Genomic DNA, 12087 nt, shown 5'->3' on the forward strand with positions numbered 1-12087 from the left:
CGCTCCAGCTTCTTGGCTGGAGCGGCCGCCGCCTTTTCTCATCCGGGGCGTGGGTCAGACTGCCGGGGTTTCAGGGTAGAGCAACAGCTCGCCGTCCCTGACCTCGATCTTGTGGGTGCGGGCTCCCACGGTAGCCGGCAGGCAAAGCGCCGCACCCGACTTGAGGCAAAACTTGGCCGCGTGAACCGGGCATTCCACCTCGGTGCCTTCGATCCAGCCGTCGGCCAGCGAGGCGGTCTCGTGCGTGCATTCATCGTTGATGGCGTAGAAGTTGCCGTCCTCGGCATGGAACACCGCAATGTCTTCCTTGGTCCCGTTGTCCTCTGACGGAATGACGATCGCTTCGCCTTCGTCGATGCTGTCGATGGAACCGATGTTGATGGCTTCGCTCATGAAGGTGCCTCCTTGGATCTCCCGCCACCGCCGCACGAACCGCGAGGGAGGGTGGGAATACGAAAATCGTGTCGTTCCATCATCTCTTAGCATTTACCCCGCTCCGAACCGGCGGAAGCCCCTGGGTCCGATTCGGCCCACCGTCCAGTTTCTGCGGCAACGTGACTGGATCATTGAATTCCGCCAAATAACGGCCAAGTAATATTTACAAATCGCAGACATCGACCTTCAATGTTCAACAACAGATCGGGCACAAAACAAGCGAAAATCAATTTTTCCATGCCACTGGCATCACGATGTCGTAACTTTGCTCCAGACGCGGGTTTACGCGGCGAGGGCACCAAAACCAGGTCAACAATTGGCCGGAAATCACGGCATATCTAGTTGCTTTCCGTACCGGGCTGTTAGCGTGGAAGGCCAAGTCTCATCCGTATGCGCGAGGCTCACCAGCCGAATGCAGCGGCCAAGTGAACAAGAATGCACAAATCGTGTTGCCGGATATCCCGCGCGGCACGTGGATGGAATGCAGCATGAATTCAACACCAGGGTCGGCTTCACCGGCCCTACGTGTCACCAATGCCTTCAAGGTGTTCGGGCGCAAACCGCAGGAAGCAGTAAGGGCCCTTAACGAGGGGCAGTCACGCAAGGATGTCGCCCCCATGGGCACCGCCGCCGTCATCGATGCCTCGTTCGAGGTCAAGCCGGGCGAGATCTTCGTGGTCATGGGATTGTCGGGGTCCGGCAAATCCACCTTGATCCGCATGCTCAACGGTCTGCTGCCCATGACCAGCGGCTCTGTCCACGTTGGCGACACCGACATCAGCAAGATCTCCGGAAAACGCCTGCGCCAGGTACGCCAGAAAAGCGTTTCCATGGTTTTTCAGCACTTTGCCCTGCTGCCGCACCGCACAGTACTGGAAAACGCCGCCTACGCCCTGGAGATCCAGGGCGTAGACAAGAAGAAGCGGACCGAACAGGCAACAAAAATGTTGGAAACCGTCGGGCTGACCGGCTGGGGAGACAAATACCCCGCACAGCTCTCCGGCGGCATGCAGCAGCGCGTCGGCTTAGCCAGGGCGTTGTGCTCGGAAACCGACATCCTGCTGATGGATGAGGCCTTCTCCGCGCTTGACCCGTTGATCCGCCGCGACATGCAGGAGCAGCTTGCCGCCCTGCAAGCCGATCTGGGGAAGACCATCATCTTCATCACCCACGACCTGAACGAGGCCATGTTCCTCGGGGACCGCATTGCGGTGATGCGCGATGGAGAAATCGTGCAGATCGGGACCCCCGATGAAATCCTCACCCACCCGGCCACCGATTACGTGGCATCCTTCGTCCGCGATGTGGACCGCACCCGTGTGCTCACGGCAGGAAGCGTCATGGAGAACCCGCGAGCGGTGGTCAGCGTCAGCGGTGGCGCACGCGCCGCCCTGCTGACCATGCGCGAACAGCAGACTTCCGGTGCCTTCGTCATCGACCGGAATCGCAACTTCCGCGGCATCGTCACCGACCGCGAGGTCATGGCCCTGGCCGACCGGGGCGGCTCGGACCTGACCGAGATCCTGACCCGGGCGGACGATGCGGTTTCCGCCGAAACCGCACTCAACGACCTGTTCGGGCGGTCCGTGGAAAGCAACACTCCCCTGCCTGTCGTCGATGAAAAAGGCCGGCTGGTCGGCGCGGTGGCACGGGCGACGCTGTTGGCCGCCTTGGGCAACGTGCCCTCCTCGACCAGCGCGATCCAGACCGTGGCCCCGGGACAGGGCGCGGGAAGCGACGACGGAAGCCAACGACCAGAAATTTTCACCCAGGAGCCATCCGGTGAAGAGGGAGGCACTCTCTAATGGCCAACGACTTATTCAGGATTCCCGTCGGACAAGGGGCTGAGACCGCCCTTGACTGGGTCATCGACAACCTCGGTGTCTTTTTCGACGGCGTCAAGGCCTTCTTCGCGCAGTTCTACGCAGGACTCGACTGGATCCTCACGAACCCGCCGTTCTGGGCAATAATCCTCGTGCTCACCGCCCTGGCATTCTGGCTCAAGGGCTGGAAGCTGGCCCTGGGCAGCGTCGTTGGATTCCTGCTGATCTACGGCATGGACCAATGGGAAAACGCCATGCATTCCCTGGCGCTGGTCCTCGTTGCCTCCCTCGTCGCCGTGATCATATCGGTCCCGCTGGGCATAGCCGCAGCCAAATCCACCGCCGTGTCGTCCGTCGTGAAGCCCGTCATGGACTTTCTGCAGACCATGCCGGCTTTCGTGTACCTGATTCCGGTGTTGCTCCTGCTGGGCATCGGGCCGGTCCCTGGCATCGTGGCCACCATCATCTTTGCTTTGGCACCGGGGGCCCGCTTCACCGAACTGGGCATCCGCTCCGTGGACAGCGAAGTCGTCGAGGCCGGGCAGGCCTTCGGAGCCTCGCCCCTGCGCATCCTGCGGCAAATCCAGATCCCCCTGGCCATGCCCACCATCATGGCCGGCATCAACCAGATCATCATGCTCTCGCTATCCATGGTTGTCATCGCCGGCATGGTTGGCGCCGGCGGCCTCGGCGGTGCCGTCTACTCGGCATTGACCGGCCTGAACACCCCCTTGGGCGTGGAATCGGGTCTTTCCGTTGTCATCCTTGCGATCTTCCTTGACCGCGTCACCGCTTCGCTGAGCAAGGCCAAGAAGCACGTTGCAGCGTAATCATTCCCCCATAAGCGGCCCCGCACTCCGGGGCCGTCGAGAAAGGCAAGAACCATGAGGAAAAAACTCGCATCACTGCTGGCCGTGGCCGCAGCCTCCACACTGGCCCTGACTGCCTGCGGTTCCGGCGGCGACGCGTCCGCCGGCCCGGACAACGGTGACCAGTCGGATATCACCATCGGCGTCTTCGCCGGATGGGACGAAGGCCTTGCCGTGTCCCACCTGTGGGAGCGCATCCTGGATGAGAAGGGCTATGACGTAACGCTGACCAGCGCCGACGTCGCGCCGGTCTTCTCCGGTATTTCCACCGGCGATTTCGACATGGCCATGGACGTCTGGTTGCCGGAGACCCACGCAACCCAGGCCGAAGAGTACGGCGACAAGATCCAGGAGCTGGGCACCTGGTACGAAAATGCCAAGCTCACCGTAGCTGTGAACGAAGACGCGGACATCACGTCGCTGGAGGAGCTCGAAGGCAAGGCCGACATGTTCGGCAACCGCATCGTGGGCATCGATCCGGGCGCCGGGCTGACCAAGGCCACGAAGGAGCGCGTGATTCCGCAGTACGGCCTGGACGGGATGGACTTCGTGACTTCCTCGACCCCGGCCATGCTGACCGAGTTGAAGAAGGCCACCGGTGCCGGGGACGATATCCTGGTGACACTGTGGCGCCCGCACTGGGCCTACGACGCCTTCCCGATCAAGGACCTTGAGGACCCCAAGGGCACGCTGGGCACCGCCGAGCACATCAGCACCTACGGCAGCCTCACTTTCAAGGAGGACTTCCCCACCCTGGCGGGTTGGATGAAGGATTTCAAGATCGATGACGAGAAGCTCTTCTCCCTGGAAAACGCCATGTTCAACGACTCCGACACCCAGGACTACGCCCCTGTCGTGGACAAGTGGATCTCCGAAAACCAGGAATGGGTCGATTCGCTGACGGCTGCGAAGTAGTCGCGCACCACCCAACCAGCGGCCCGGATTTTCCGGGGACACCGGCAGGTCCTGCGGTGTCCCCGGGGAACCCGGGCCGTTTTCGCTGCCACGCCCGAATGCTTCCGTGCACAGGTCTCCTCCCACTAGACTCGGGCCATGAAGGCTCACGGACCGGCGGTCGGCCCCGCCGTGGATCGCCGCACCGTCCTTGCCTTGGGTTGCGCACTGGGCATTTCGGCCCTGGCAGGATGTTCCTTCGCGGAGAACCCCATCGGCACGGCGACGCCGACCCCCGGTTCCACCGACGCCCAGGCCGAGTCCGGACTGAAACTCAAGGCCTCCGGCCTTGATACACCCTGGTCGATGGTTGCCCGCCAGGACGGCAGCATCCTGGTCTCCGAGCGCGACACCGCCAGGATCATGGCCCTTGGTCCAGACGGCAAGCTGACGGAATTGGTCCACCTGCCCCAGGTGGTTCCCGGCGGCGAGGCCGGACTGCTGGGATTGGAGATCTTCACTGAAAGCGGCGGGATCGAATGGCTTTACTCCTACATGGGCACCGGGAACGACAACCGGGTGGTGCGCTTCGAGCTGCAGGATGCCAGGGTAGGTCCTGCCCAAGACATCCTGACGGGCATTCCCCGGTCGAGCATCCACAATGGCGGTCGCATCAAGCTGGGCCCCGACGGCTTGCTCTACATCTGCACGGGAGACGCCACCGATCGCCAGGCGGCGCAGGACCCGGCACGCCTCAACGGCAAGATCCTGCGGATCAAGCCCGACGGCGGCATTCCGGAAGACAACCCCTTTGCCGGTTCCCCGGTGTATTCCATCGGGCACCGGAATGTGCAGGGCCTCGGTTGGGACTCGGCCGATCGACTGTGGATCAGCGAACTGGGACCGGAGAAAGACGACGAAGTGAACCTGATCCGGGCCGGTGGCAACTACGGTTGGCCAGAGGTCACCGGGGTGGCAAGAGACCCGAGATTCGTCGACCCGGTCCATGTATGGTCGAAGACCTCCGACGCCTCACCCAGCGCCCTGGCCATTGCGGAGGACGTTGCGTATGTGGCGTGTCTGCGCGGCGAACGGCTCTGGGTGTTGCCGTTGCCGGGCGATGGCCCTCCGACCGGTGGCACCCTCACCGGTGCCCGCGAAATGCTGGCCGGGCAGGAGGGACGCCTGCGGGATGTGCTGGTGGTGGGCAAGGAATTGTGGGTGGCCACCAACGAGGGGGCCGAATCCCGGATCATCGCCCTGCCGATGGGATCCTTGGGCTAGTTCCAGTGGGCAATGATGCTCAGGACCTTGCTGAGGACGAATCCGGCCGCCAGGGCCGCGGCCGTCCAATAGAGGAAGCGCACCTGTGAACGCGGCTTTTCCAGTTGCCAGGATCCGGTCTTGTCATCCCGGTAGTAGACCAGCGCCTCGCCCTCGGGAGGGTGTGGACGTTCGAGCACCAGGAGTTCGCTGCGGATGGTTCCGTCGGCGGTGTGGAAGACCAGGCATTCCTGCCCCTCGAGCACGGCGATCCTGTAGTCGGCGGTTTTCCAACCCGCATCCCGGTGGCGTTCGGCTAGGGCAAAGGCATAGAATCCGACCGCGGCAATGAGCGCCACCCACCCTATGAGGTCGAGTGCGGGTCCCAGGCTCCTCAGCAGGTCTTGCACGCTCTCATCTTATGGTCTGCAACGGCCACCCACACCATCCGGGTCCCCGCGTGACCGCAGGGTCATCAACGGTTGAAAGACCCGAGCACCTCATTCAACGCCTCGGTGGAGGAAGGGTGGGTGCAGATCGAGTCGCGCAGCGTGGCCGAGGTGATACCCTGGCGCATGGCCAAGGCGACCAGGTTGATGACTTCCTGGGAATCCACGTGCATCAGGGAGGCACCGAGGATGCGGTCGGAGTCGGCATCAACCACGAACTTGATGATGCCGCGGGGATCCCCCACGATCTTGGGTCGCGGCATCGCGGCAATCTCGGCGACCTTTTTGACTGCGATCTTGATGGCCAGCCCCCGGGAGCGTGCCTGGTCCTCGCTGAGCCCGACGCGAGCCAGCGGCGGGGTGGTGAAGATGGTGTAGGGAACCGCGACGCGGTCCGCGGTCGAACGCTTGCCGGATCCCAGGATGGCATCGGCAACGACGCGGTTGTCGTCCAGGGAGACATAGGTGAATTGCGGCCCGCCGTTGACGTCCCCCAGCGCGTACACGCCCTCGGCGGTGGTGGAAAGGCGTTCGTCCACTTTGATGGCCCCGGATTCGGTGAGCTCGATGCCCGCGGCTTCCAGGTTCAACCCATCGGTGGCCGGGGTGCGCCCGAGGGCGATGAGCACGGCCTCGGCCTGGATTTCCTGCGTTGTTCCGTCTTTTTCGTAGTACACCCGCGCGGACTCCGCGTCCTGGCCGATGCGCTGCACGCTGGCGCCCACCCGGATATCGACTCCCACGTCGGCCAGGGAACCGCGGACCTCGGCGGCGACATCTTCGTCTTCCTTTTTCAGTGCACGTGACCCGCGGTCCAGCACGATGACCTTCGAACCGAAGTGCGCGAACATGGAGGCGAATTCGGTCCCGACGTATCCGCCGCCGACCACCACGAGCGACTTGGGAAGCTGCGCGTGCTGCAGCGTGGTGGAGTCGTGGATGCGCCCGCCGATGCGCACCCCGTCGAGGTCCGGGATCGCGGGCACGGCACCGGTGTTGATGATGATCCGCCTGGCACCGAGCTCGAGCGTTTCTTCCCCGGCCTCGACCCTGATGTGTTGCGGGCCGATGAAGCTTGCCTTGCCCGTGATGGTCATGACCGAATCCAGGCCGTCCAGCATGGAAAAATTCTTGGCCCGCATCGCGGCGGTGAGCTTGTCCCGGCGCAGCACCGCGGTGTCGAAATAGTCCGGATCCAACTCGGTCCCGGTACGGATGTCCGCGTCGTGGATCAAGGCCTTGGTGGGAACACAGCCAATATTGATGCAGGTTCCCCCATACATGTCCGCCGACGCCTCGACAATTGCCACGCGTTGCCCCGCACGGGCCACGGTTCCGGCGAGCGTCTTTCCGCCCTTGCCCCAACCAATGACAATGAGATCGAGATCGTGTTCCATGGGGCCATCCTCTATCTGCGAAAATGCAGTGTTGGCTAGGCTCGAGTCTTCTCTGCCTCGGCGCAAGCGGTCAAGAAAGACTACGGCGCAAAGGTGCGTGGAGCCCGCCCGGATCGGGTCGATCCCCACGCACCTTCATGCCGCTTGACGCCTTCGCTCTTCGCTCACGGGCAGGTCCGGCGATTACTTCCTTGCGGTGTCCGGTCCCGCGATGTTGACCATCCAATCGACGCCGAATTTGTCGGTGAGCATGCCGAACCAGTCGCGCCATGGCGCCTCGGCAAGCTGTTCGCCGATCTTGGCTCCGTCGCTAAGCTTTTCCCAGTAGCCTGTTATTTCTTCCTTGTCGTCACCGCTAAGAGTGACGGATATGGCGGTTCCGCCCTTCCACTCCATGGAGGCGGGCGTATCCGCGGCCATCAGGTTCATTCCATTTGGTGCACGCAGGTGTCCATGCATGACTTTGTTGTCATCGTCGGGATTGCCGGTCTTCGCAAAATCGAAGTCCGCGAAGGGACGCAGATCCAGTTCACCGCCAAATACCGACTGGTAGAACTCCAGCGCGGCACGCGCGGTGTCACGGAAGCTGATGTACGGGTTGAGGATCGTGCCCATGGTGTTCTCCATCGTTTGGCGGGGTTCAACAACTAGCAATTCTGCCCGTCACGATTGGTTCCGGGAACCCCGCGGACCGAGTTCTTTTAGTGGTCGTACGGAGCGCTTCTCCTTGTGGCAACGTCCCCCCTTAGTCAGGAATGAGGTAGCGGCAAACAGTGGTATTCCACACCTGGGCTTCTGCCGCCACTGCCCATGGTTGCGGTGGCAGCATTCGAAGGTCGAACGTACCGTCGCGAAGATGTCGAAACGACGGATCGCCACTAAAATGAATCCCATGACTTCACCGTTCCCCGATTCCCGGCCTGAGCCGGGACCGGCAGCCGACTCCGGAACCCTTGATCCACTGATCGAGGACGTGGAAAAAGAATTCTCGATCATGGTCGTCAAGGCGCGCCAGGCCATTCGCAAGCGCGCCGCCGCCATCCATCCGGAACTTCAGCCGCTGGGCTACAAGGTACTCTCCATCCTGGCCCGCGAACACGCACAGCAGCAGATCATCCTGGCCGAGGAACTGCAGGTGGACAAGGCCACCATGAGCCGGATGATCAAGTGGCTCGAAGCCAAGGAACTGGTCACCCGTGTCCCGGATCCGAACGATGGCCGGGCCATGCTGGTCAGCATCACCGACAGCGCACGTGTCGGATATCTGGCCTCCAGTGCAGCGTCCCGCCAATTGCTCCGGAACCGGCTCGTCTCCTGGGACGCCGAGGAAATCAAGCGCTTCGCCGACCTGCTGTCGAAGCTGAACGCCAACGACGCCTCGCAACGCGAAAGCTGATCCCCCGCACCAACAAACCATCGGTTCCGGTCCCTCACTTGCCAGGGCCGGAGCCGATGGCGTCTGCAGGCACATGTGCTCCGCCGTGCCGCTCTGCGGGCTTCGGGGTCCTTCGCTAATGCCGCTTCCCGAGCTGGCGTGCGGCACCGCGCCGATCGCCCAAGCTTCAAAGTCGTCCCAAACGGCCACAACGGATTCTTCGCCGCACAGCATCAACTGCGGCCATCGATTCGCCGCAATGGGAAATTCGCTGGGCCGGACAGGCACTTGTTCGACGAAACGACCGATTCACCGTGAAGATTTGTTAAGGTCTCCCTTTGCGCAGCCACCGCGGAATCGGCAAGACTCGTAAACAGAATCACGAGTTCCAATCATTCACGGCCCTGGCCGATTGGATCGCAACCCCCTTCGTCATAGCGGGGTGCGCCAGGTGAAGATTCGACGCCGCCCAATCGGATCGGCGTAAGTATGGCGTTGTGCAAGGCATGCGCCAGCTAGGAAAGGATCGTTTCCCATGTCCGAAACCCTGATTGACAGCACCCTGGATTCCATTCGCGCCGAAAAGCTCACCGCGGCCGGCACCGCCTGGGGCGAGCGCATTGCCGCCAACCCGGCCAGCGCGGCGCTGACCTTCAAGGCCAGCGGCGTGTCCACCGGTTCGGTAGCCAGCGAAATCACGGCCGGCAAGCATCGCTTCATTGTCGACGAGCCCGAGGGGTTGGCCGGTGACGACGCCGCCGCCAGCCCGGTCGAGTTCGCGCTCGGCGCGTTGATTTCCTGCCAAGTCGTGGTCTACCGCCTCTACGCACACCAGCTGGGCATCAAGATCGACTCGCTGGAAATCAACGCAGAGGCAGGCCTGGATGTGCGAGGCCTCTTCGGCGTCGAGGAGACCGTCCGCCCGGGCTTCGGCGAGGTGCGCCTGACGGTCAAGATCGACGGCCCGGAGACGCGCGAACGCTATGAAGAGCTTCAGGCAACCGTCGATGCCCGGTGCCCGGTGCTGGATATCTTCAGCAACCCCACGCCAGTCAGCGTGGAACTGGTCACTGCCGGCTAGCGCCGCCATGAACCGACCGTGGGTTGGTGCCGTTCGAGGGGACAGGCACCGGCCCACGGTTTTTTGTTTCCCGGGACGTACGCGCTTCGGCAAAAACTACTCGCCGTAGTCGGTGTCCTTGTACGGGATGCCGGATTTGTCGTAGGTGGTCCAGATCCCCACCTGGCGACCGCGATCCAGGCTCCCGGAACGCATCAGCGTGCCGTCAATCCTGAACCATTCCCAATCCCCATGGATTTCCCCCTCCAGGGTGAACCCGCGCGCCCATAGGCTGCCGTCCTTGTGCAGCTTCTCAAAGGATTTTAGTTCAGGGGCTTTCTCCGCGTCGCTACCGGTCATGGCTTCATGGTGCCATAGGTGACCCGGGGCGGCGAAGACACGTCGCTGCAGCATGGCAAGCCGCGTGCAACAACCCTTGGACTGTGCCCTACCGGTGGGTAGGATCGGCCTCACGTGTTCCCCGCCGGTTCACGTGGACGTGGACACCTCAACCCGCCACCCTTCCTGAGGGAGAACCAACGTGTCCGAGAAACATCCCTTGCGACTCAATTCATTGGCCGCTGCCGCAGCATTGACACTCCTGGCCTCGGCTGCCATCGCCGGCCCGGCGCAGGCCCAGCCCGCCGACCCGAATTCACGTGGCCAGGGCAACTGGCAGGACAACAAGCCAACAAGCACCATCGAGCTGGTGGGCATCAACGACTTCCACGGCCGCATCGAGGCCAACGACGCCGAAGCCGGGGCCGCCGTGCTCGCCGGTGCTGTGAAGGACTACAAGTAAAGAAACCGCAACACGCTCTTTGTCTCGGCCGGCGACAACATCGGAGCCTCCACGTTCACGTCCTTCTCGCCGCAGGACAACCCCACCATCGACGCACTGGTCGCAGCCGGACTGGATGCCTCGGCGGTCGGAAACCATGAATTCGACCGCGGCTTCACCGACCTGGTTGACCGGGTCATCCCGCGCTACGGCAACGGTGACGCGACGGCCGGCGCAGACCACGCGCTGGGTGCCAACTTGTACCTGAAGGGAACCAAGACCCCGGCACTGAAAGAGTATTCCCTGAAGAAACTCAAAGGCGTGACCGTCGGCCTGATCGGCACCGTGACCGACCAAACCGCGTCACCGGCGACCCCTGCAGGCATTTCCGGTCTCGACTTCGGTGACCAGCTCGAGGCCGCCAACCGGGTCGCCGGGCAGTTGACCGACGGCGAAGACTCCATTGGCGAGGCCGATGTGCTGGTGCTGCTGACCCACGAGGGTTCCTCCAGCAGCAACTGCGCCTCGATCGGCACCGAGGACACCACCTACGGCGATCTGCTCCGCGGCGCATCCCCCCGAGATCGATGCCATCCTGTCCGGCCACACCCATGTCGGATACTCCTGCGCCTACCCGGTGGATGGCTGGGCCCCGGGACTCCAACGCCCGGTGCTGCAGGCGCACCAGTACGGGACCACGCTGGACACCCTGAAACTCACCGTCTCCAAAAAGCACAAGCAGGTGACCGGAAGCGAGGGCGTGCTCATCTCGCTGACCGCCATCGCCTCGGACGGCACTACCGTACCGCGCCTCGAGGCGATTCCCGAGATCACCAGGATCGTTGAGGCGGCCAGCGCGGAGGCCGAGGTCGTGGGTGCCCAGAAGATCGGAAACATCAGCGCCAGCATCCTGCGCGGCGGCTCCAACGGCTCGGACCGCGGCGTCGAATCCACGCTGGGCAACCTAGTGGCGGACGTGCACCTCTGGGCGACCTCCAACGGGGACTTCGGAGGCGTCCCCGCACAGATCGCGTTCATGAACCCCGGCCGATTGCGCGCCGATATGCTCTTTGGTACCGACGGCACCGTCACCTACAAGGACGCAGCTTCGGTCCAGCCCTTTGGCAACACGTTGTTCACCATGGACCTGAGCGGCGCACAGATCAAGTCGGTGCTCGAGGAGCAGTGGCAGCCTGAGGGCTCCAGCCGTCCAAAACTCCACCTGGGCACCTCCGAGGGCTTCAGCTACACCTATGGCCCGAATGCGGCGCGCGGGGCTCACACCTTATCGATGAGTTACCAAGGAGAACCGATCGCCTACGACGAGGCCTTCCGCATTGTCACCAACTCGTTCTTGGCTCCGGGTGGAGACAACGTCTTCACTTTCGCCGAGGGGACCAACGTGGCCGATTCGGGCCAGATCGATTTGGTGGCTGGCATCGAATATTTCCAGTCCGACCCGTTGGTGGATCCGGCGCCGTTGGGCCGAGCACAAATCGCCCAGTAGACCGGGCCGCCCAAGAGACCTTCCTTCTTCACCGCGGGAGGTCGCTTTTGCGTGCAACCGGTTGGGCAGGGCACCTCACGCCAAGCGGCCGCACCGGCAGGGCGCAACGACCCGCCCCTTCGACCCTGAGTTCGTCCCTGAAGGATCCCGATTCCTCCTTTGTGACACTTTCGCGTCATAATAAGACGATTTCACATCTTCAAAAGTGGTGCCGTCATTGAGTCCAGGGGCCTT

At 62.9% G+C, this 12087-nt stretch carries 14 protein-coding genes and 1 riboswitch; of the genes, 8 read left to right on the forward strand and 6 right to left on the reverse strand.

The window, feature by feature from the left end; genetic code table 11:
* Positions 1 to 54: 54 nt before the first annotated feature.
* On the reverse strand, positions 55 to 393 hold the full coding sequence (locus OIU93_RS07370) for a non-heme iron oxygenase ferredoxin subunit (RefSeq protein WP_264269444.1): 339 nt from the start codon (positions 391 to 393) through the stop codon (positions 55 to 57).
* A gap of 530 nt (positions 394 to 923) precedes the next feature.
* Here OIU93_RS07370 and OIU93_RS07375 point away from each other — a divergent pair.
* The 4 genes from OIU93_RS07375 to OIU93_RS07390 all read left to right on the forward strand — a co-directional run bounded on the left by OIU93_RS07375 (position 924) and on the right by OIU93_RS07390 (position 5305).
* Entirely contained in the window at positions 924 to 2240 is a 1317-nt protein-coding gene (locus OIU93_RS07375) for a glycine betaine/L-proline ABC transporter ATP-binding protein (RefSeq protein ID WP_264269445.1), read from the forward strand.
* Positions 2240 to 3088 carry a proline/glycine betaine ABC transporter permease gene (locus OIU93_RS07380; RefSeq protein ID WP_264269446.1) on the forward strand — a complete coding sequence of 283 codons (849 nt, stop codon included), beginning with the start codon at positions 2240 to 2242 and terminating at the stop codon, positions 3086 to 3088. Before OIU93_RS07375 ends, OIU93_RS07380 begins: the two co-directional genes overlap by 1 nt.
* 54 nt (positions 3089 to 3142) lie before the next feature.
* Positions 3143 to 4042 carry a glycine betaine ABC transporter substrate-binding protein gene (locus OIU93_RS07385; protein ID WP_264269447.1) on the forward strand — a complete coding sequence of 300 codons (900 nt, stop codon included), beginning with the start codon at positions 3143 to 3145 and terminating at the stop codon, positions 4040 to 4042.
* 138 nt (positions 4043 to 4180) lie between these two features.
* Complete coding sequence (locus OIU93_RS07390) at positions 4181 to 5305, forward strand: sorbosone dehydrogenase family protein (RefSeq protein WP_264269448.1); 1125 nt, start codon at positions 4181 to 4183, stop codon at positions 5303 to 5305.
* Here OIU93_RS07390 and OIU93_RS07395 read toward each other — a convergent pair.
* From OIU93_RS07395 to OIU93_RS07405, 3 genes are all read right to left on the reverse strand, one after another.
* On the reverse strand, positions 5302 to 5694 hold the full coding sequence (locus OIU93_RS07395; RefSeq protein WP_264269449.1) for a hypothetical protein: 393 nt from the start codon (positions 5692 to 5694) through the stop codon (positions 5302 to 5304). The genes OIU93_RS07390 and OIU93_RS07395 overlap by 4 nt on opposite strands.
* Positions 5695 to 5759: 65 nt before the next feature.
* Complete coding sequence (locus OIU93_RS07400; protein WP_264269450.1) at positions 5760 to 7130, reverse strand: FAD-dependent oxidoreductase; 1371 nt, start codon at positions 7128 to 7130, stop codon at positions 5760 to 5762.
* 183 nt (positions 7131 to 7313) lie between these two features.
* Positions 7314 to 7745 carry a VOC family protein gene (locus OIU93_RS07405; RefSeq protein ID WP_264269451.1) on the reverse strand — a complete coding sequence of 144 codons (432 nt, stop codon included), beginning with the start codon at positions 7743 to 7745 and terminating at the stop codon, positions 7314 to 7316.
* A gap of 277 nt (positions 7746 to 8022) precedes the next feature.
* Between OIU93_RS07405 and OIU93_RS07410 the strand changes: the two genes are divergently transcribed.
* On the forward strand, positions 8023 to 8526 hold the full coding sequence (locus OIU93_RS07410) for a MarR family winged helix-turn-helix transcriptional regulator (protein ID WP_264269452.1): 504 nt from the start codon (positions 8023 to 8025) through the stop codon (positions 8524 to 8526).
* 356 nt (positions 8527 to 8882) lie between these two features.
* Positions 8883 to 9001, forward strand: a riboswitch (SAM riboswitch).
* A 39-nt stretch (positions 9002 to 9040) separates the two neighbouring features.
* On the forward strand, positions 9041 to 9586 hold the full coding sequence (locus OIU93_RS07415) for an OsmC family protein (RefSeq protein WP_264269453.1): 546 nt from the start codon (positions 9041 to 9043) through the stop codon (positions 9584 to 9586).
* 96 nt (positions 9587 to 9682) lie between these two features.
* On the opposite strand, the gene OIU93_RS07420 is transcribed toward OIU93_RS07415, so the two are convergent.
* A complete protein-coding gene (locus OIU93_RS07420) occupies positions 9683 to 9925 on the reverse strand; it encodes a toxin-antitoxin system YwqK family antitoxin (RefSeq protein WP_264269454.1) in 243 nt (80 codons plus the stop codon).
* A gap of 181 nt (positions 9926 to 10106) precedes the next feature.
* Here OIU93_RS07420 and OIU93_RS07425 point away from each other — a divergent pair, with 181 nt between their 5' ends.
* The gene (locus OIU93_RS07425; RefSeq protein ID WP_264269455.1) at positions 10107 to 10367 is read left to right on the forward strand and encodes a hypothetical protein; all 261 of its coding nucleotides are present in this window, start codon (positions 10107 to 10109) and stop codon (positions 10365 to 10367) included.
* Between the two features lie 342 nt (positions 10368 to 10709).
* Here the strand turns inward: OIU93_RS07425 and OIU93_RS07430 are convergent, their stop codons facing one another.
* Positions 10710 to 10844, reverse strand: coding sequence for a hypothetical protein (locus OIU93_RS07430; protein ID WP_264269456.1), 135 nt, complete (start codon positions 10842 to 10844; stop codon positions 10710 to 10712).
* 139 nt (positions 10845 to 10983) lie between these two features.
* On the opposite strand from OIU93_RS07430, the gene OIU93_RS07435 reads away from it, so the two are divergent.
* On the forward strand, positions 10984 to 11853 hold the full coding sequence (locus OIU93_RS07435) for a bifunctional UDP-sugar hydrolase/5'-nucleotidase (RefSeq protein ID WP_264269457.1): 870 nt from the start codon (positions 10984 to 10986) through the stop codon (positions 11851 to 11853).
* The last annotated feature ends 234 nt before the right edge of the window (positions 11854 to 12087 follow it).

The sequence above is a fragment of the Paeniglutamicibacter sp. ZC-3 genome (assembly GCF_025847175.2).
Classification (GTDB): domain Bacteria; phylum Actinomycetota; class Actinomycetes; order Actinomycetales; family Micrococcaceae; genus Paeniglutamicibacter; species Paeniglutamicibacter sulfureus.

Bases quoted from the DNA above. Each gene is read 5' to 3' on its own strand.
- OIU93_RS07370 (WP_264269444.1), bottom strand. From the start codon at position 393: ATGAGCGAAGCCATCAACATCGGTTCCATCGACAGCATCGACGAAGGC.
- OIU93_RS07375 (WP_264269445.1), top strand. From the start codon at position 924: ATGAATTCAACACCAGGGTCGGCTTCACCGGCCCTACGTGTCACCAAT.
- OIU93_RS07380 (WP_264269446.1), top strand. From the start codon at position 2,240: ATGGCCAACGACTTATTCAGGATTCCCGTCGGACAAGGGGCTGAGACC.
- OIU93_RS07385 (WP_264269447.1), top strand. From the start codon at position 3,143: ATGAGGAAAAAACTCGCATCACTGCTGGCCGTGGCCGCAGCCTCCACA.
- OIU93_RS07390 (WP_264269448.1), top strand. From the start codon at position 4,181: ATGAAGGCTCACGGACCGGCGGTCGGCCCCGCCGTGGATCGCCGCACC.
- OIU93_RS07400 (WP_264269450.1), bottom strand. From the start codon at position 7,130: ATGGAACACGATCTCGATCTCATTGTCATTGGTTGGGGCAAGGGCGGA.
- OIU93_RS07405 (WP_264269451.1), bottom strand. From the start codon at position 7,745: ATGGGCACGATCCTCAACCCGTACATCAGCTTCCGTGACACCGCGCGT.
- OIU93_RS07410 (WP_264269452.1), top strand. From the start codon at position 8,023: ATGACTTCACCGTTCCCCGATTCCCGGCCTGAGCCGGGACCGGCAGCC.
- OIU93_RS07415 (WP_264269453.1), top strand. From the start codon at position 9,041: ATGTCCGAAACCCTGATTGACAGCACCCTGGATTCCATTCGCGCCGAA.
- OIU93_RS07420 (WP_264269454.1), bottom strand. From the start codon at position 9,925: ATGACCGGTAGCGACGCGGAGAAAGCCCCTGAACTAAAATCCTTTGAG.